Annotated in this window: 18 protein-coding genes; 6 read left to right on the top strand and 12 right to left on the bottom strand. The window is 39.8% G+C overall.

The genetic code is table 11. From position 1 onward, the window contains the following. Positions 1 to 10 precede the first annotated feature (10 nt). The 6 genes from CQS04_RS05235 to CQS04_RS13925 form a co-directional block, all read right to left on the bottom strand. Positions 11 to 1,093, bottom strand: a complete 1,083-nt coding sequence (locus CQS04_RS05235; RefSeq protein ID WP_100353132.1) for a copper resistance D family protein — start codon at positions 1,091 to 1,093, stop codon at positions 11 to 13. Next, positions 1,090 to 1,638, bottom strand: coding sequence for a copper resistance CopC family protein (locus tag CQS04_RS05230; RefSeq protein WP_100353131.1), 549 nt, complete (start codon positions 1,636 to 1,638; stop codon positions 1,090 to 1,092). Before CQS04_RS05230 ends, CQS04_RS05235 begins: the two co-directional genes overlap by 4 nt. A gap of 21 nt (positions 1,639 to 1,659) precedes the next feature. Continuing rightward, on the bottom strand, positions 1,660 to 2,208 hold the full coding sequence (gene resA / locus CQS04_RS05225; RefSeq protein ID WP_100353130.1) for a thiol-disulfide oxidoreductase ResA: 549 nt from the start codon (positions 2,206 to 2,208) through the stop codon (positions 1,660 to 1,662). A 21-nt stretch (positions 2,209 to 2,229) separates the two neighbouring features. Continuing rightward, positions 2,230 to 2,937, bottom strand: a complete 708-nt coding sequence (locus CQS04_RS05220) for a cytochrome c biogenesis CcdA family protein (RefSeq protein ID WP_100353129.1) — start codon at positions 2,935 to 2,937, stop codon at positions 2,230 to 2,232. Between the two features lie 48 nt (positions 2,938 to 2,985). Next, positions 2,986 to 3,357 carry an ArsR/SmtB family transcription factor gene (locus CQS04_RS05215; protein WP_100353128.1) on the bottom strand — a complete coding sequence of 124 codons (372 nt, stop codon included), beginning with the start codon at positions 3,355 to 3,357 and terminating at the stop codon, positions 2,986 to 2,988. Positions 3,358 to 3,751: 394 nt separating this feature from the next. Beyond that, entirely contained in the window at positions 3,752 to 3,895 is a 144-nt protein-coding gene (locus CQS04_RS13925) for a hypothetical protein (RefSeq protein ID WP_245858755.1), read from the bottom strand. On the opposite strand from CQS04_RS13925, the gene CQS04_RS05210 reads away from it, so the two are divergent. From CQS04_RS05210 to CQS04_RS05195, 4 genes are all read left to right on the top strand, one after another. Then, positions 3,894 to 6,194 carry a heavy metal translocating P-type ATPase gene (locus tag CQS04_RS05210; protein WP_245858754.1) on the top strand — a complete coding sequence of 767 codons (2,301 nt, stop codon included), beginning with the start codon at positions 3,894 to 3,896 and terminating at the stop codon, positions 6,192 to 6,194. The genes CQS04_RS13925 and CQS04_RS05210 overlap by 2 nt on opposite strands. Before the next feature lie 132 nt (positions 6,195 to 6,326). Further along, on the top strand, positions 6,327 to 7,247 hold the full coding sequence (locus CQS04_RS05205) for a cation diffusion facilitator family transporter (RefSeq protein WP_100353127.1): 921 nt from the start codon (positions 6,327 to 6,329) through the stop codon (positions 7,245 to 7,247). An 844-nt stretch (positions 7,248 to 8,091) separates the two neighbouring features. Next, positions 8,092 to 8,550, top strand: coding sequence for a JAB domain-containing protein (locus CQS04_RS05200; RefSeq protein WP_100353126.1), 459 nt, complete (start codon positions 8,092 to 8,094; stop codon positions 8,548 to 8,550). Positions 8,551 to 8,951: 401 nt separating this feature from the next. Beyond that, the gene (locus CQS04_RS05195) at positions 8,952 to 9,734 is read left to right on the top strand and encodes a hypothetical protein (protein ID WP_100353125.1); all 783 of its coding nucleotides are present in this window, start codon (positions 8,952 to 8,954) and stop codon (positions 9,732 to 9,734) included. Positions 9,735 to 9,821: 87 nt separating this feature from the next. Here CQS04_RS05195 and CQS04_RS05190 read toward each other — a convergent pair whose 3' ends face one another. Next, positions 9,822 to 10,361 (bottom strand): peptidoglycan recognition protein family protein, encoded by a 540-nt coding sequence (locus tag CQS04_RS05190; RefSeq protein WP_100353124.1) that lies wholly within the window; start codon positions 10,359 to 10,361, stop codon positions 9,822 to 9,824. Positions 10,362 to 11,367: 1,006 nt separating this feature from the next. On the opposite strand from CQS04_RS05190, the gene CQS04_RS05185 reads away from it, so the two are divergent. Beyond that, positions 11,368 to 11,826, top strand: coding sequence for a JAB domain-containing protein (locus CQS04_RS05185; protein WP_100353123.1), 459 nt, complete (start codon positions 11,368 to 11,370; stop codon positions 11,824 to 11,826). 172 nt (positions 11,827 to 11,998) lie between these two features. Beyond that, positions 11,999 to 12,349 (top strand): DUF6075 family protein, encoded by a 351-nt coding sequence (locus CQS04_RS05180; protein ID WP_100353122.1) that lies wholly within the window; start codon positions 11,999 to 12,001, stop codon positions 12,347 to 12,349. A 71-nt stretch (positions 12,350 to 12,420) separates the two neighbouring features. Here the strand turns inward: CQS04_RS05180 and CQS04_RS05175 are convergent, their stop codons facing one another. The 5 genes from CQS04_RS05175 to CQS04_RS05160 all read right to left on the bottom strand — a co-directional run bounded on the left by CQS04_RS05175 (position 12,421) and on the right by CQS04_RS05160 (position 17,610). Continuing rightward, complete coding sequence (locus tag CQS04_RS05175) at positions 12,421 to 13,881, bottom strand: Msr family ABC-F type ribosomal protection protein (RefSeq protein ID WP_100353121.1); 1,461 nt, start codon at positions 13,879 to 13,881, stop codon at positions 12,421 to 12,423. Between the two features lie 107 nt (positions 13,882 to 13,988). Then, positions 13,989 to 15,173 carry an MFS transporter gene (locus CQS04_RS05170; RefSeq protein ID WP_217349712.1) on the bottom strand — a complete coding sequence of 395 codons (1,185 nt, stop codon included), beginning with the start codon at positions 15,171 to 15,173 and terminating at the stop codon, positions 13,989 to 13,991. A 389-nt stretch (positions 15,174 to 15,562) separates the two neighbouring features. Beyond that, positions 15,563 to 15,607, bottom strand: a complete 45-nt coding sequence (locus tag CQS04_RS14050) for an erythromycin resistance leader peptide (RefSeq protein WP_106408210.1) — start codon at positions 15,605 to 15,607, stop codon at positions 15,563 to 15,565. A gap of 443 nt (positions 15,608 to 16,050) precedes the next feature. Continuing rightward, complete coding sequence (locus CQS04_RS05165; protein ID WP_100353120.1) at positions 16,051 to 16,296, bottom strand: hypothetical protein; 246 nt, start codon at positions 16,294 to 16,296, stop codon at positions 16,051 to 16,053. A gap of 354 nt (positions 16,297 to 16,650) precedes the next feature. Then, complete coding sequence (locus tag CQS04_RS05160; protein ID WP_165775464.1) at positions 16,651 to 17,610, bottom strand: tyrosine-type recombinase/integrase; 960 nt, start codon at positions 17,608 to 17,610, stop codon at positions 16,651 to 16,653. Positions 17,611 to 18,278 lie beyond the last annotated feature (668 nt).

The following is an 18,278-nucleotide window of genomic DNA, read 5'->3' as shown; positions in this document are numbered from 1 at the left end:
CTGTATTCCCCTAACCGAATGATAGATTTAACATGAGTCCGACATATAATGCACAAATAAACGCTAACCCAAAGAAAATTGGAATTTTTATAGAGAACTTTTTGTAATAGCTAGCCACAATCATGAACAAAAAGAAACCAGACATAACGAGCACTATCACCCCCATCAGTGAAACATCAATCACTCCTTGTACTGGTGTGCGGATCGTTTCATTCAATAAATTCTCTAGAATAGGCGCTGGTCCGTCTGAAAGTAACGTCAAGTCGACATCATGGGGAGGGGACAGTGTACCCAGGACACTGGTAAAACTGAACGTGATCAGAATAAACAAGCTCTCTGCTCTTAGCCATGGTTTCGGATCAAATTTAAGATGTCCGGCTTTTTTTACTAGCCAGCCGTTTATAAATGCAAAGACAACCAATGGAATGATACTGATATGTTTTAACAAAAGCGTTTGACCGTACGACAGACCCCAAGCATTAATATAGTCTTGGCCGTCTATCAAATAAGAAGAGATAAAGATTCCTGTTCCAAAAATAATCAAAAGCGAGAAAATGGAATAAGGGGTAAACCATTTTAAAAAATGCGGCCAGTTTATATAGCTAATAGAGAAAAATGAAACATGGATCAAAATGCCCGACCAAATCATGATCAGTAAAAAGTGAACAGTATGTGAGAGAAACCCTGCCCAAAAGTCTAGTGATGCCACATGACTTGCATATCCCACTCCACATACCATCGCTAACAGAAGTCCAGCTTGAAGGTGCCTTGAAGCATTCGTATGGATAGCCATCCACAAGAATGTAGCGAAGATACTAATAAATACCCATGCTTTACCTACTTGGAAGTCTGTTAGCACTGAAAACATCGTCTGTACGAACCCAACGCTATCTGAAAAATACAATACGATCTGAAATATTGAGCTTGTAGAAAATACAATGATACCTAGAGTAGCTAGTAACAGGGTACGATGAGGAACTATCAAAGACGGTTTCTTAGATTCAGGAACATAGCGTAGCGCCACATAGCCGAATAGGAACGCAAACAACACATAGTTCATCGTTTCAGCAGCTAGAATAAGTATCTCAATCATTTGTCCTTGCTCCTAACTAACAGCCAAATTCCCGATAAAGTGATCAATGCAAATAATCCTGTCAAAACAGAGGAAAGCATACTTCTCGTTCCGTCTGGCTCCTTGGCGGATTCGAGGTTTTCAACCTCTGTTTGTTCTGGCTCCTTGGCGGATTCGAGAGTTTCACCCTCTATATGGTCTTCCTCGGAACTGTCAGCTGATTCAATGATAAACGAGAGATTTCCATTGATAGGGTGGCCGTCTTCACCGATGATCGACCAGTCCACGGTATACTCCCCATCTATCAACTCTTCATCAACTTCACCTACCAGCTGATTGGTTTCGGTGAGACGCAGATCCATCTCTATCATTTCACCATTTTTATACAAGCTCATGGTACTTAGTTCTTCAACCTTTGTCTCAAACTGTAATGTGATTTCATCTACAGGCGTAGTCAAGATTTGTCCGTCTTCAGGGTCAGAAGAAGAAAGATATGTGTGTGCCATCCCCGGGACTGGAAATGCAACTAACAAAAACAAGCTGGAAACAACAATTATTTTTTTCATAGGATCACCTGCCAGGTTCCTTTACTGATTGTCAGTCGGCTGAATCATCTGCATATATGTTTTTATATCTTCTTCGGTCATCTCACCGGTGATGACTTTGATGACCTCACCCTCTGGGTTGATCAAAAGTGTCGTGGGCAATGGACCTATTGTATAAGAATCTTGAACATCTTTCGTTGTATCGATGACGACAGGAAAACTCATGTCATATTGATTTACAAAGCTCTTCACCTTAAACTCTGGTTCTCCCACATTGACTGCAATGGTCTGCACCCCATGGTCTTTAAACTCATTGTATTGATTTTCAATATAGGGCATCTCTTTTTCACAAGGTTTACACCAGGTGCCCCAAAAGTTTAGGAACACCCCCTGGCCCTTGTAATCGGAGAGACGGTGACTCTTCCCTTCCAAGTCGGTCAAGACAAAGTCTGGAGCTCTATCTCCCTCACTGATGAGTGATCGACTATCACTTGTGACTGAAGAATAAATCGTAAATGTGATGACTCCTGCAAACAAGCTAAGCAGACAGACGCGAAAAATCAATCTTTTCTTTTTTTTATTGCCTTTCATATGCCTCACTCCATATAGAATTTAAAATCCAGTGAATCCTCCGAATATACCCGTTAAAAATGAAATAATTTTGATCATCATATCAAAATATAATAAGATTCCCATCAGAATCATCAATACCCCACCGAGTTTCATGAACAGATTGCTGTTTCTCTGGAGGAACGACATTCTGCCGATGAACAATGACAAGACTAAAAATGGAATTGCAAAACCCAGAACATAAAAGAGCATATAGGATAGACCTTTTCCAGGGTCAGTAATTCCCATCGCCATGACTGCAGCTAAAATCGGTCCCGTGCAGGGGGTCCAACCAGCTGCAAATGCCACGCCTATCAATATGCTTCCTAGGTAACCGGAAGGCCTTTTCTGGAACTGGAACTTCTTCTCTTTCATCAGAAAATCAAATTTCAACATGCCGGTAAGGACACAACCAAAAAATACGAGAACGATAGCGCCGAGTTGTCGAAGCAAATCTTGGTACACGAAAAAGAATGATCCAATAAACGATGTGGATAGCCCAAGGGCTAGAAAAATCAATGAAAAGCCGGTCAAGAATAATAGAGTGTGGACCACGGCACCCTTATTGACCAGATGTTTATTATTCTTTAGATCATTTACCGACATTCCCGTGATGTATGAGAGAAATGCAGGATATAGTGGTAGAGAACAGGGAGAAACAAATGACAACAATCCTGCCCCAAATGCCAGAAGATAATTTATTTCAACCACTTTGATACCACCTCCAAAACTACTTTAACGTTAGCTGTTCATAACACCTTATAATAGATGCCTACTTGTTTCCAGATGGTGTTCAAATGCGATTTTGATTACATCTTTCACATGATCGTCATCAAGAGAGTAGTAGACTAGCTTGCCTTCTTTTCTGTGCTTTGCTAGACCCATCTTTCTTAGCAATCGTAGATGATGGGACGTGGTAGCAGTCGATGCATCGATGATTGCGGCAATGTCGCACACACACAGCTCCTCTTCTAAGGTGAGGATATGCGCTATCTTGATACGAGTGTCATCCGCTAATGCCTTAAATATCATTGCGACCCCCGTCGTTTCTTGAGTATATAACTTGCTCTTTAATTGACTTACTTTCTCTTCATGTACGCATGCGACCTGACAAACATCTTGTCTAGACATGACAACACCCTTTCATTCAAGTGTTTGTTTGACTAAAAGTATATCCATATGTAACTCTATAATCAAACATTCTTTTGAATGTTCATCAAACGTTCAATTATGTGCACCATCTTTGAATCAAAATACTACTAAAGTCGAGTATAGTGACATGTTACTGAACTAATCGAAATCGGTCGTTCTATACCACATCACTCAAACATTCATTTGAATATTTTGTTGACAATTGAAAGATATCAATCATAAAATATATTCAAACGAACATTTGAATGTATAGTGATATGTCGATTCACTTATCTTCTCAAGTGGTAAGATGGCAGTCAGGTTAAAATAGAAAGCTCGTGCCACTTAGATTGCTATATATAACGGAAAAAGGAGTGATTGAAGTGCAACAACCTCAAATGAATACACCAGATACTTCCTCGTCATGTTGTTCTACAGACACTGTTAAAGAGAAAAGTGTCGTCAGTTCCACTTGTTGTTCCAACAAACCAGAGGCCGATCGTTTACAAGAAGCCTCGATTAGATTTGAAGGTGACATGAAGACATTTAAAGTGACGGGAATGGATTGTCCTTCATGTGCGACTACACTTGAAAAAGGTCTTTCAAAACGACAAGATATCGAAACTGTAAAGGTGAATTATGCTGCAGGTAAAATGACTATTGCCTCAAAAGATCCCAATATTTTTGAATCTATCCCCGGACTTGTGAAGAAGTTCGGATTTGAAGCTGAAGAAGAACGATCTACAAAAAAGCCTGATGTCTACGAGATTACAGGTATGGATTGTGGGTCTTGTGCCGCAACGATTGAAAAGCATCTAGGGGGTAACCCGTCGGTTCAAAGCGTTCGTGTCAATTTTTCTACTGGGAAGATGCACATCTCTCACACACTTACTGATGAGCAGGTCGTGAAAGAGGTTCAAAAAGCAGGATTTGATGCAAAATCCTCAACTTGGCGTAAACAAGAAGTATCTGACCAAAAGCCAATCAAGCCTTTTCCAGTCACAACTGTCTCGGGTATCTTACTGGCAATCGGATTTTTGGGATCCTACTTAATGATGCCAGAATGGTTGGTAACGGTCTTATATGCTACCTCTATTGTCATTGGTGGATATAAACCAGCAAGAAGTGCTTTCTATGCAGTAAGAAGTCGGTCACTTGATATGAATGTCTTGATGGTCTCTGCAGCAATCGGGGCTGCTATTATCGGCGAATGGTTTGAAGGTGCAACGGTCGTTTGGCTCTTTGCTCTTGGAAACTCACTTCAAAATCGATCAATCGAACGTACACGAGATTCCATCCGGAACCTCATCAACCTGACCCCTTCAGAGGCCACCATTAAATCTGGAAACGGTCACGTCAAGAAGAATGTTGGAGATATTTCTACAGGGGAAATAATGATCATCAAACCGGGGGACAAGATTCCTTTAGACGGAGAAATCGTCACGGGTATATCAAGCGTTAATCAAGCTCCGATAACGGGTGAGTCTTTACCTGTAGACAAAGAACCTGGTGATACAGTGTATGCTGGAACAGTCAATGAAAGTGGATCGTTGGAAGTCAGAGTCACAAGACTTTCAGAGGATACAACGATTGCACGGATCATCCATCTGGTAGAGGAGGCGCAAGAGAAAAAAGCTCCGACTCAAGCCTTTATCGATCGTTTTGCAGCTGTTTATACGCCAATTGTCTTTATTCTCGCTTTATTGATCATGGTGGCTCCGCCGCTTGCTGGATTCGGGACATGGAGTGAATGGTTTTATAAAGGGCTTGCCCTATTGGTCGTCGCTTGTCCTTGTGCACTGGTCATATCTACTCCTGTAGCTATCGTCTCAGCAATCGGAAACGCTGCACGCAACGGGGTGCTGATAAAAGGTGGGACCTTCCTTGAGAAGGCCGGTGCGATCACTGCGATTGCATTTGATAAGACAGGGACTTTAACTGAAGGTAAACCGAAAGTCACACAGGTGATTGCATTACATGTTGATAGCGACAGACTTGTAAGCATTGCAAAGACAATTGAAGAGCATTCAACACACCCTATTGCGAAAGCCGTAATCAGTTATGCTGATGAACGAAACATATCAGCTATGAAGGGCAGTGATTTCACTGCTATTGCTGGAAAAGGCGCTACTGCTGTAATTGATGGTATTGAATACTTCGCAGGTAAACCAAAGCTTTTCAAAGAGATGGGACTATCCACAGCACATATTGACGAGCGTATTGATGCCATGCAAAATGAGGGCAATACACTTGTCGCGATTGGAACACGTGATCAGATCCTAGGACTGATTGCAGTCGCTGACACAGTCCGTGACATTACGGTCCGGTCAATTGAAAAGCTAAAACAGGTGGGCATCAGTGAAATGGTGATGCTGACAGGTGACAATAAAGGAACAGCGAAGAAGATGGCAGCCGAGACGGGTGTCGATCGCTACTTTGCTGAGCTGATGCCAGAAGATAAAGTGACGGCTGTAAAGAAACTTCAAGATGAAGGCAAGCAGGTGGCCATGGTAGGAGACGGTATTAATGATGCACCTGCACTTGCGACAGCTGATCTCGGTATTGCTATGGGTGGTGCTGGAACAGACACTGCAATGGAGACCGCAGATATCGTACTGATGGCCGATAACCTTGAGAAGTTACCGCATACGATCCGATTGAGTAGAAAGGCGCTCACCATCATCAAACAGAATATCTGGTTTTCACTGATCACCAAGCTGGCAGCACTTGTCCTTATCTTCCCAGGGTTTTTGACACTATGGATGGCCGTTCTTAGCGATACAGGTGCGGCATTGATCGTCATCTTAAATAGTATGCGATTATTAAAGTTGAAATAAGATTTGAAAGCAGATCTCCATTCTAACGAGATCTGCTTTGAATCATTCTAGGCGATATGTCTACACTGTACTTAACGTCTATTTATGTATAAACTATGAATACACATTAATCGTGAGTAGGAGAGGATACGCATGGCCCATTCACATCAACATGGCCACAGTCATGGGAACTTTGAAGAGAACAGACAAGGAAATAAAAAGGGCTTGCTGATTGCCCTTATAATCACAACACTCATCATGCTATTGGAGTTCTTTGGAGGTCTCTTCACAAACAGTCTCGCTTTGTTAGCTGATGCCGGGCACATGCTCAGCGATGCCAGTTCTCTCTTTCTCAGCCTTATTGCTATCTGGTTTGCTTCCAAAAAAGTTTCAAAAAAGAAAACCTATGGCTTTTATCGCTTTGAGATACTAGCCGCACTGTTTAATGGGGTCACCTTATTTGTCATCACGGGCTTTATTCTGATAGAGGCCTACGAACGTTTCATTGAACCACCACCGGTTGCCAGTGGAACAATGATGATCATTGCCTCGATCGGCCTGATGGCCAACTTGCTCAGTGCATGGTTCTTGATGAGAAATGGGGATGTAAAAGAAAATGTAAATCTCCGTAGTGCCTATCTACATGTGATTGGAGATGCACTGGGCTCCTTAGGTGCTATTGCAGCTGGTACCGTCATGTTGGTATCCGATTGGTACTTAGCTGATCCTTTAATCTCAGTCTTTGTGTCCCTTTTAATTCTTAAGAGCGCTTGGGGCATTGTGAAACAATCTGTCCATATCTTGATGGAAGGTACGCCGCAAGCAATTGAAACCGATGTCTTGAAAAAGGAACTCTTAAAAATTGATGGTGTAATAGATGTCCACGACCTTCATATATGGACCATCACATCAGGATTAGATATTTTGAGTTGTCATCTCAAAATTCAGGATGATTGCGATGAACAACTTATACTAAAGACCTCCACCAAATTTATCCAACAAAATTATCATATTGACCACACAACTATTCAATTGGAGAAATCAGGATTTCAGCATGGCGAGTTAAAAGTATAATGTAAGTATTGTATTCACAAATCACTTGTATATCATGGGTCATCCAGCTTCCTAGGTATATCTTTTGGATGCACTTCCTTTACTAAATTATAGCTTCCTACAAGTTAATTACTGCAAATGATATTTTTAAGTTTGTGTGTTATATGTTGAACAAAAGGGATTGAAAGAATTTGAAATTTATGTTAACTCGTATCAAGCCTGACGTAGTTATACAATATTTTAAAATATAAGAGATGCATTAAAAGGGAATGGGCAAGTTTGAACGAAATTGTGCACAAATTCCTCGATATTAGAGGAATGATTTTCAAAGAGAGGATTGTACTGGTTTCTTATTTTGACACATTGATTCACCTGTCTCTGGGCGACTGCACTAGAGCGACTAGAAGTTCAGGAAGTCGCTCTACGTGTCGCTTCGTCCTAAAAAAGCCGATAATCACAGGTTGTTTCCTCACGGACAGCCTGTAGATTCCTGTCTTTTTCATCACGGACGAACGAGTCGGAAACACAAGAGCATGCAAATCGGAGGGTAGCCAACAGCTGGCTACCTTTTATTGTCGCTATTTTTTGCTTTTGGCCACCGGATCGTACACATCCACAACTTGTCTAAGGACCAAATACGGACAGATTCCACGGCTTCGCCCTATCCCTATTTCGTCCCAAGACAGGAGATCTCAGTTCAAGGGGCGAAAAACTTTTTATATCGGCTACGCTAAAAACTTTTTGCGCTGAGACCCTTGACCGGTGCTCTATGAGATGTATCCGTCCTCCTTACCAAAAGGCAAAAATAATCCCTTTTGGGACAACCTCCGCCCGGCGGACCAAAAATTGAAAGGGAGCGATACACATGCAATTAGAAAAAATCATTGAAATCACACGAATCAAACAGGAAATCAAAGAGGTCGAGGAAGCGTACAAAGACATCCTACCGGAGAGAATCAAAGGAGCGACAGACGCACTTGATTTTTCCCAAGCACTCATAGGAGATGATGACCGTGAGGTATTCCTCGTCATGTGTCTCAACATCAAGAACAAGATTACAGTCGTCCATCGTTGTCATGTAGGCGCTTTAGGAGCCAGCATCATCCATCCACGAGAGGTCTTCAAGTCAGCTATCATGAGTAACGCCCACAGCATCATCGTTGCCCATAACCACCCATCCGGTAACTGTCAGTATTCTCCGGAAGATGTAAAAGTCAGCGAACGATTGATAAAAGTGGGTGAAATCTTGAATATTGAAGTACTTGACTCGTTGATAGTGAGCCATCAAGACGCCATCTCTTTAAAAGAACGCAGAGCCATCTGAAAAAGCCCTCCTCTGAGGGCTCCTCAGAGGATTTTAGATGTACACTTCAAAAATTAATGGCCTCAAAATGCGAATCTCTGCATAGCAGATTCACCTTCTGAGGCAAATTCGATTGAATTTCTCAAGTTAAAGGTAGACGAAGCACTTAGAACGAGGGGACCTCTACATAGATGCTTCGTCTTGATCTTCTAAAAGCATGGACTGGATTTTCGGGTTCATGCTAACCTTCTCCTCTAACACCCCTTTTAAATCTATTTTAGTATTTCCTATTTCATTTTAACGATTAGTTGTATAATTGTATGAAAGTTTACTTATGTAATATAATACCATTTATTTTAAGGTATATAGAACGCTATCAAATTTATGAAATGAGGTGAAAACACTGAGTAATATTCAATCATATGACTAATAAATGTTCACTTGTTGAGAATAATGAGAAGAGTGGAAATTATCTATTGGATTCACTTTATACTATTTACAGTAATTTCGAGATAGCAACCTTAAATGCAAAGTTGAAAAATAAAAAAGGGGAAAGAAGAGGAAGCATGAAAAATAATAGAGGTCTTTTAATCTTGGTCATTAGTTTGCTTATGCTGTACGGCTGTAACAATAATGAAAAGCAATCGGTCACTTCAACTACTGGTCCTGAAGAAGTTAGTTCAGAGAATGAAACTGAAAAAGAATTACTAGCATTATCGGAACAAATATTTTTACACTTAAAGGAGTCTAATTACGAAAAAATAGCTGAAAGAGTTGATCCCGTAGATGGAATTACTTTTTCTTTATTTGCAGACTTCGGAGCTGAACATGGTTATGGAGGGGAATACGTAAAATTATCTACTGAAGAAATAAAGAGTGCTGCAGATAAACAATTTGTGTGGGGATATGATGATAGCGATAAAGAGTATAAAATGTCTTTGAGAGACTATGTAAATGAAATGCTATTGAAATTAAATGGGGAAGAAATCACCTATGACAAGACAACATTCAATCAATCAGCATTTGAATATGGCGGGGTTAAAAATACAATACATGAAAACTATCCTGATGCTAAATATGTAGAATACTATGCTCCAGACAAGAGTGGAGAAAATCGTGCATTTCAATCAATTCGTTTTATTTTTCAGGAGCGGGACGGTATATGGTATCTAATCGGTATTTCAAGAGATGTAGCCACAGGATAAATGAAGATAAGAAAAAAATCATATAATCATAGTAAAACAGCTTACGATGTACAATATCGTAAGCTGTTTCTCGTTTTATAATAAGTATTAGCTAATTGGTCCACTGTTTAAAAGGTTATAAACCCCGCTTCGAATTGAACTCACTTGGCTAATAATGTTGTCCCCTGGACAAATTGTATTAGCTAAGGCTTGATGGTAAGTGATAGCGCTACTAGTCAAACCGTAATCATAGCATAACCAAGCCAATAGTTTGATGATAGCTGTTTTTTGAGCTGAGGTAAGCGTTCTTGTTCTATAATCACCATGAACAACTACCCCTATAGTATAATGATTATGATTTGCAACATTAATACCTTGTTTAGTTAAGGGCATACCTTCCAAAATCGTTCCGTTTTTCCCAATTCCAAAATGGTATCCAATATCACACCATTTTTGTGCCTTATGACCATCTTGAATTTTCTTTTGATGCTGAGCTTCTGTACTACCATTGATAGTCGAATCTGGGTATACACAGTGATGAAGCACTAGTTTTGTAACATTACCTTTGGGAAGGAGGGTGGTACATGAATTTGTTCCAGCTCCCCAAGAATTTCGTGATACAATCGTTGGTTTTGCAACATAAGCCATAAATAAAACCCCTTTTCTAATTTAATTTGTCTAACATTAATTAAAGGAGAAAAGGACGAGAATTTATCAACCTTTAAGAAAATATTTAAATTTGGTTAAAAAGAAGGGGCTTTCTGATAGAAGATTTTTACTGTTGGTTGATAAGGTGTGTCACTAATTCTGACCGCCTTATATTGTCCTTATTAAATCAAACGTTCTTCATAGGCTTTTTTTCTTATTTTATCTCAATAAACATTCCATAAGAGAATTAATTTAAAGTATTAACAGGCAATTCAATAGTATATTTATTATAGTGCTCACGCAGATAATTGCCTTTTAACTTTTTTCGAAAGTGACGTTCTAGTTAAAAGAACGACTTGAAATAAAAAGAAAGAGGCTTGTCTTTTTACAGAGTATTGGTTGATAAATACTATTCATATTAATTAAGATGCTATGTGGTTGCTCGACTGATATCAAATAAATTTGATTTTTTTGATACAAAAGATTTCTAGCCATGGCATTTTATATTTGTGAGTAGTATCGGGCGACTGCACTAGAGCGACTAAAAATGTATGAAGTCGCTCTACGTGTCGCTTCGTCCTAAAAAATCCGATAATCACAGGCTGTATCCTTTCGGACAGCCTGTAGATTCCTGTCTTTTTCTTCACGGACGAACGAGTCGGAAACATAAGAGAATGCCAATCGGAGGGTAGCCAACAGCTGGCTACCTTTTCTTGTCGTTATTTTTTGCTTTTGGCCACCGGAGCGTACACATCCACAGCCTGTCTAAGGACCAAATACGGACAGATTCCATGGCTTCGCCCTATCCCTATTTCGTCCCAAGAAAGGAGAGGTCAGTTCAAGGGGCGAAAAACTTTTTATACCGGCTGCGCTAAAAACTTTTCCGCTGAGACCCTTGACCGGTCCTCTATGTGCTGTATCCGTCCTCCTTACCAAAAGGCAAAAAATAATCCCTTTTGGGACTACTTCCGCCCGGCGGACCAAAAATTGAAAGGGAGCGATACACATGCATTTTGAAAAGATCATTGAAATCACACGGATTAAACAGGAGATCAAAGAAATCGAAGAGTCGTATAAAAGTTACCTACCGGAGAAGATAACTCATGCAGCTGATGCTATCAAATTTGTTCAGGCGCTAATAGGAGATGAAGACCGTGAGGTATTCCTCGTCATCTGTTTGAACGCTAAGAACCAGGTCATTACCGTACACCGCTGTCATACAGGGTCTTTAGGTGCCAGCATCGTCCATCCTCGGGAAGTTTTCAAGACGGCCATCATGAACAATGCTCACAGCATCATCGTTGCTCATAATCACCCTTCAGGTCACTGCCAATGTTCACCGGAAGACGTTACCGTGAGTGAAAAATTGGTTGAGATCGGCAAAATCTTAAATATCGAGGTCTTGGATTCTTTGATTGTCAGTCATAAAAACGGAGTCTCATTGAAAAAACAGATGTACATCTGATAAACCCTCTCCGGAGGGTTTTCAGTTTATTAAATTTCAACACTAGCCACCCAATTATTCTAAGGCGTTCCTAAGAAAGCTACCATTTAGAAGGCTGGAAATGATATGCTAATTGTAAGATTACATTCAAAGAAAAACATTAAATGAAGAGAGATGAAAGGGGCCCTAAACATTGTCATTGTTTACAGAAAGCCATCACATATTGTATAACGAAGCGCTACAAAAACTTAACTCTTATCAACAGAGGAGCCATGAATACCAGACGCTAATCTATGTCCTTACTGGTAATGACGAACTTGTCAAAAAAGCTCTTCCTTACCTAACTGATGGTGGGTTCAGTTCGGACAGATGCTTTAAAGAACAGGATTTTTCAAGGGGCACGGCAAGTCTATTGAAGCTTGCAGTCCATCTATATAATGCGAATGAAGACTTTACACCACTTGAACTAGTAGAAAACCTTGATTCAGACTCTTTCCAGCTGGCGATGAATGCTGTGTATCTTAGAAAATATGGTATGAAATAAAGTATTAAAAACCTAAGAAGTGTGAAAAAATCACTCTCCTTAGGTTTTTAAATTGTGAAATTAGACTGACATTATATGACTAGTATCTTTTTATTATCAATCTTATATTGTAAATCTACTACATTTTCAATAAATACCTGGTCATGTGAAACAAGTAAAATTGTCCCTGCATAGCCATTTATAAAGGTTTCCAGTGCCTGTATAGCATATAAATCCAGAAAATTAGTTGGCTCATCTAATAAAAGTATATTAAATGATCCTAGAAAGAGAAGACACAATTGTAATCGTATAGCCTCTCCACCACTTAACGATGTCAATCTCTTTTGAATATCTGTACCTGTGAAATCCATAGTATGGAGAACAGACCTCAAAAATCCTTCATCATAATCTGAATGTTTTTTTACATATTCCATTAGAGTATCGTCTCCTGTAAATCGATAACTAGTTTGTTGAAAATAACCTATCTTTGCTTTTGGGGAGATTGTTAATGCTTCTTCTCTTCGTGCAATGTTCTTTAGTAAAGTGCTTTTCCCACTTCCATTTGGTCCTAAAATCGCAATCTTTTTTCCTCGTGGAAATTGGAAGTTCGCTTCATCTAATAAAACCTTGTCTTCAAATTTTAAAGTTAATTGATTTGCCATGATAGGAAAGGGATTGTGTAATTCTAATGTTTCTTGTTTGGGAAAGATTATACTTTTTTCAATTCTTAAAGGATCAACTTCTTCAAGTTGATCAATCCTTTGTTCAATTGCTTTCGCAGCTCGGTGTACTGATTTCTGTCCGGTTCCTTTTGATTTGGATTCAAACATTCTGTTTGTTTTAGATTTACTTTCCTTTTTTGACATTCGACCTGACTGTGTAATCTTTTCAGCTTTTTTCATTTTCTCCTGGGCAGCCTTTTCAAGACGACTCTTTTCTTTCTGAAATTGTTCCCTAGCATTAAATTGCTGATTCCGCTCTCTTTCTTTTTGTTTCGCATAGTAACTATAGTTCCCCGTATAGACGTTTACCTGCCCATCTTCGACTTCCCATATCGATGTAACCAGTTCATCAAGGAGTTTCCTATCATGACTGATTATAATTAAAGCTCCATAATAGTATCGAAGCTCATTAAGTACAAAAGCAGTACCCTCGGAATCTAGGTGAGTTGTTGGTTCATCTAGTAAAAGAGCTTCATGATGTCGCGAAAATAGTTGGACCAGTTTTAACCTCGATTCCTCTCCACCACTTAAGTAGTTCAAATTCTGCGGGATGTTCAATTTACCTAATAATGAATAATCATATTCACTATCTAACTTTTCTGGTGTTTCCATTTGCTTAAAGTGACCGAACTCGACAGCCTTTAATACTTCCCCTTTTTCAGGCTCAATCTGACCCGTAAGTAATTTCATTAGTGTAGTCTTTCCTGCACCGTTTTTTCCCACAATCCCAATACGATCAAATTGATGAATAGCTAAATTTTCAATTTTTAAGACCTCTTTATCTAAAAAGGATAGTTCAATATTTTTTAGTTCAAAACAAATTTTTTCCATTGTGCTACCTCCGAAATTTTTAATTTCGTACCGATAGCCATAATCGATACGAGCCTTACTTCAAGCCCGTATTAATAAAACAATAAAAACTGCATTACTTTCTCCTCCTAGTTCATCTTATAAGTGATAATCGCATTTACCACGATCAAACATCCTGTAACAGCAAATAATACGGCTATATCCGTGACTTCTGCAATAATTCCTGCCACCCCAAAACCTAAGGGTGTTGCAAGAAGTGACAGACTCGTTATAAAGCTAAATGCCCGTCCCAACAATCGAGGTTCAATTTCAGTTTGGATGAACGCATAAAATGGCGCTGAAAACAGCGGCCCCGACAGCCCCATAAAAAAACTTAGTCCAATAAATATGAAGAAAGCTGAGGGAACCAGCAGACCTGAAATCAGTAAAGCTCCACCTAATAAGGCCATACCGGCGGCCATGGTTTTTCCTTTACTATATCGATCTCCTACGAATCCCACCAAAACTCCCCCAAGAATTAAACCGATTGCAAATGTGATTTCTACAATTCCGGCTTCTATGACGCCTCTTTCGAAGTGATTACGAACCATTAGCGGAAAGTACGTTCCTAATGGAATGTACAGCACCGCTACGATGGTCATCACGATGACTAACTTAATTAGGAGTCGGTGCTGAGTAACCGCCTGATAGCCTTCTTTCATTTCCGTCACAAAGCTCAACGGTGCAGCGCTTTTATCCTCTGTCACTTTTGGAATATGAATAAACAAAAGAATGGAAGTGGCAATAACTGCTCCCAAGATGTCCAACAGTAATACCCATTCTATGGTGGCGATAGCCAACAATGAGACCCCTATTGCTGGTCCCACAATATTAGTAATCGAACTTACCATTTGCCCCCATCCTGCCACTTTTGTGTAATGTTCCTCAGGAACTAACAATGGAATAGAGGCCTGCAACGACGGTACGTGGAAGGCCGTTGCTATGGAACGTAAAATCAGTACTGAAATGATCAATACCAGGCTAGGCTCTTGGAAGTACATCGTGATAAATAGTATGAAACTTCCGAAAGCTACCGTCATATCAGCTAAAATCATCATCATCTTACGTGAGTAGCGATCAATGATGGTTCCGGCTATGGGTCCAATAAGCGCTTGCGGCAAAAAACCGGCTACTCCGGCCAATGCCAGAACAAGTGGCGAACCTGTAGCGTCGGTCAACCACCAGATGATACTAAATTGAACAGCAGCACTGCTCAATAGAGAAAAGAATTGTCCGGTGTATATAGCAAAAAGTCTTTTTTTCCAATTTTTCATTTCAATCGATACCTCCTGATCATATAGCGTATCGATTTTTCATCGATACGAGCTTATCGCATAAACAAACAAGCTCGTATCAATAGAAAAGCAAAGTCATCATGAGTAATTCCTCCATTCTCCTAGAAAATAAAAAACTCACAGACGGGTTATCTGTGAGTAAAAGTAAAGGGGATTCTACTAATCAATTTATACAAGGTAATTAAAGACAGTTTTTAGTACATAGTCCATCAAATTCTTGATTAAAGAAAACTACAGAATTATAAAAGGTAGAGTTATACACTCTTCTTTAACTACTATACCTCTATAAAAAAGTGAAGATTATTAAAAAAGGACAGACTTATCCCGTTTACTCTGATTTCACAAACAGAGCCTTTGAACGTATTCAATTACTGATTCAAAGTTGGGAAACGAAGTCTAATTGAGTGTGTCATTTTTTAATAACCCTCCTAATAATATTTAACTACATAAACAATTATATGCTAATTAACGAAGTTAGTCAAAAAGCTCTAATCAGAAACTGCATCTTTATAAAAACCATATATATATAGAATATCAATGACATATAAACTACACTTGACGTTCGTAAAAGTAGGCTTTTACGAACGACAGCAGAATCTATAATTTTAAATAAAATAAACGTTCGTAAATATACAAAATATATTTACGAACGTTTATTTTATTTGAATCACTTTTACGAATACCATTAAATTATAATTATTAAAAAATGTAATTCGAGAGTGATATGTTGCACCAAGTCGCTTCGCCCTAAAAAAGCCGATAATCACAGGAAGTATCCTTTCGGGCTGCCTGTAGATTCCTGTCTATCTTCTTCACGAATGAAAATTAAGAAATCTATTTATCTTTATGGAGTACCTCATTCTTTAATAGTACTTTTGATTAGCCAAACTATAAATTTAGCCACAAAGTATGATAAAGGAATACCTAGTAATAAAATAAAAATGCTCATTAAATAATTATCAAAAAAGTATCTATTCGACAAGTACGCAGCAACTTTATAATATTGAAAGAAAAGTATGATGACTAATACACCAACTCCTGCTTGTCTCAACATTAATTTATTTTCATTAAACTTCCTCTCACCTCTCCAGTTTTCCTCCATAATTAATACTCCCTCCTTTTATAATGAATTATTCATATAATTAGCAGATCTTATTGTATGTATATGAAAATCTTTTATTTTAACTCTCACTATCAATTGTAAACTATTTAATAAAATAATAAAGATAATACGGAAAATTAATTGAATTTTCCGTATTATAAATGTTTATGCTAAGTTTTTTAATGACTTATTCACTCAAATTCATTTATTTTTTAGGTGTTTTAACAAAAAAGAATCGATTTTTGGAGCAACTTCAGCTTGATAACCTATCGATAAAATTCATTGAAAAACCTAGGGTTTTCAATGAATTTTAGGCTCATTTTATTTCATGCTTCATTTCGTTTAGTTGTAAGTTTAAAGACCAATACCACTTGCTGCGTTGTCCTCAAAAATCGTGCCAAGCTTGATGTACCGCTGGAGGGACGACGATTGTTTATGACGGGTCTGTTTCATGATCTGATGCTCCGTCTTTCCGGCCTTCGCCGCAGACGAACAAAATCCACTTCGTAGACTGTGCGCACCGAAGGCTTCGAAGGGTAGCCCCACCTCTCGACAATACTTCTGGACGATCAATCGCACGGACTGGGCGGTCAACCGATTATAGAGGTTCCCATGCCGGTCGATACGTCGGAAGACCGGGCCCTCCGTGATGTCGGCCTCCATTAGCCATTCTTGTAGACTCCGCACGGGACACGTGATCGGATTGCTCCCATAGGGAAGGGCCACTTCCTGGCCGGCCCCTGTCTGGTCCGTCTTGCTCTTTCCGATCTGGATGATCAACCCGTCCTGCGTGAACTGGATGTCCTCCACATCCAGCGCCACCAGTTCACTCCGACGGAAGGCGCCCGCCCAGCCGATGACGAGGAGTGCATGGTCTCGGATACCGATGCGCGAGGGCGGGAGTACGTGTACCAGTCGGCGGAGGTCGTGTAGCCATAACGCGTCCTTCCCGACCTCTTTCACACCGATCGTCCGCTGGATCCCGTTCCACACCCCCTGGACCAGAGGCGTCTTGGTCGGGCTCGCATAGTTGGCGGTCTCATGGCGCTGCGAGATGGCCGTCATCTTTCGCTTGATGGTCGAGGCCTTGCTCGTCTGGCTGAGGAACGTGAGGTAGTAGACGACGGTCTCCTCCGATGCCGGGAGCGATTCGAGGGAATGGTCACGGCACCACTGGACGAACAGGCGCCAATCCGTCCCATAGGCCTTCTTGGTTTTGGCCGCCTTCGAGTTGGTCAGGTGCGTCTCCGCCAATGTATGAAGTTCCTGTAGGTGGGTCGTCAGGGCACGGTCGCCCTGTTGGATCTCGTGCATCATCTGGCCTCCTTTCTCCATTTTCATTTGAGTTTCTTCTATTATAATAGATCGTTTTACATTGGTAGAGTTCAAGTTCACATAAGCGAGTTTGATCGTACCGAGCGTCTGGTTATGCCAAGACCTTTTCTTTGTTTTCATCCTAGATGGTTCGGATGACTGCACATCATTTAATTTGTATCATTCGAGTAGCTATTCAATGATTTACATTAACAGATTAAGGAAATAATATAGAGAGATGAAAAAGGGATTTCTTCACTAAATTATACCACTTCTAAGTAGCGATAAGGATGTTTATCGCTACTTAGAATCTTAAAAATTGAATTGTTCTATTCCTCTTTCATAGTATGAGAATTATTGACAGAATTTCACTCCCACAAAAAACCATAATGATTCATGAGACAATCCAGAACACTTTTTTAAAACCAGGTAGATATAATAGGAATAAAAATAAAGCCCCTTGGTTTTCTCCAAGGGACTTCATTCTTACTCCACTTATACCTGTTTCTTCTCTAAAATCTGCTGAATATCTGTCCAGTCCACTAGACGTGTGAACGTCAAATGGCGGTTATAGGACTGATCTTTGAGAATGACTTGAAGGTTTTCTTCTTTCAGCAATGTATTGACCACATCCGGCTTATCATCAAAGTAATAATCCAGACCTAAAC

Source organism: Chryseomicrobium excrementi, assembly GCF_002798305.1.
GTDB classification, from domain to species: Bacteria; Bacillota; Bacilli; order Bacillales_A; family Planococcaceae; genus Chryseomicrobium; species Chryseomicrobium excrementi.
This window is presented reverse-complemented; position numbering and strand designations above follow the sequence as displayed.

What these genes read in the sequence shown, in the direction of transcription:
- CQS04_RS05235 (WP_100353132.1), bottom strand. Translation starts at nt 1,093, where the DNA reads ATGATTGAGATACTTATTCTAGCTGCTGAAACGATGAACTATGTGTTG.
- CQS04_RS05230 (WP_100353131.1), bottom strand. Translation starts at nt 1,638, where the DNA reads ATGAAAAAAATAATTGTTGTTTCCAGCTTGTTTTTGTTAGTTGCATTT.
- resA (WP_100353130.1), bottom strand. Translation starts at nt 2,208, where the DNA reads ATGAAAGGCAATAAAAAAAAGAAAAGATTGATTTTTCGCGTCTGTCTG.
- CQS04_RS05215 (WP_100353128.1), bottom strand. Translation starts at nt 3,357, where the DNA reads ATGTCTAGACAAGATGTTTGTCAGGTCGCATGCGTACATGAAGAGAAA.
- CQS04_RS05210 (WP_245858754.1), top strand. Translation starts at nt 3,894, where the DNA reads ATGAAGACATTTAAAGTGACGGGAATGGATTGTCCTTCATGTGCGACT.
- CQS04_RS13925 (WP_245858755.1), bottom strand. Translation starts at nt 3,895, where the DNA reads ATGTCACCTTCAAATCTAATCGAGGCTTCTTGTAAACGATCGGCCTCT.
- CQS04_RS05205 (WP_100353127.1), top strand. Translation starts at nt 6,327, where the DNA reads ATGGCCCATTCACATCAACATGGCCACAGTCATGGGAACTTTGAAGAG.
- CQS04_RS05200 (WP_100353126.1), top strand. Translation starts at nt 8,092, where the DNA reads ATGCAATTAGAAAAAATCATTGAAATCACACGAATCAAACAGGAAATC.
- CQS04_RS05195 (WP_100353125.1), top strand. Translation starts at nt 8,952, where the DNA reads ATGACTAATAAATGTTCACTTGTTGAGAATAATGAGAAGAGTGGAAAT.
- CQS04_RS05190 (WP_100353124.1), bottom strand. Translation starts at nt 10,361, where the DNA reads ATGGCTTATGTTGCAAAACCAACGATTGTATCACGAAATTCTTGGGGA.
- CQS04_RS05185 (WP_100353123.1), top strand. Translation starts at nt 11,368, where the DNA reads ATGCATTTTGAAAAGATCATTGAAATCACACGGATTAAACAGGAGATC.
- CQS04_RS05175 (WP_100353121.1), bottom strand. Translation starts at nt 13,881, where the DNA reads ATGGAAAAAATTTGTTTTGAACTAAAAAATATTGAACTATCCTTTTTA.
- CQS04_RS05170 (WP_217349712.1), bottom strand. Translation starts at nt 15,173, where the DNA reads ATGAAAAATTGGAAAAAAAGACTTTTTGCTATATACACCGGACAATTC.
- CQS04_RS05165 (WP_100353120.1), bottom strand. Translation starts at nt 16,296, where the DNA reads ATGGAGGAAAACTGGAGAGGTGAGAGGAAGTTTAATGAAAATAAATTA.
- CQS04_RS05160 (WP_165775464.1), bottom strand. Translation starts at nt 17,610, where the DNA reads ATGCACGAGATCCAACAGGGCGACCGTGCCCTGACGACCCACCTACAG.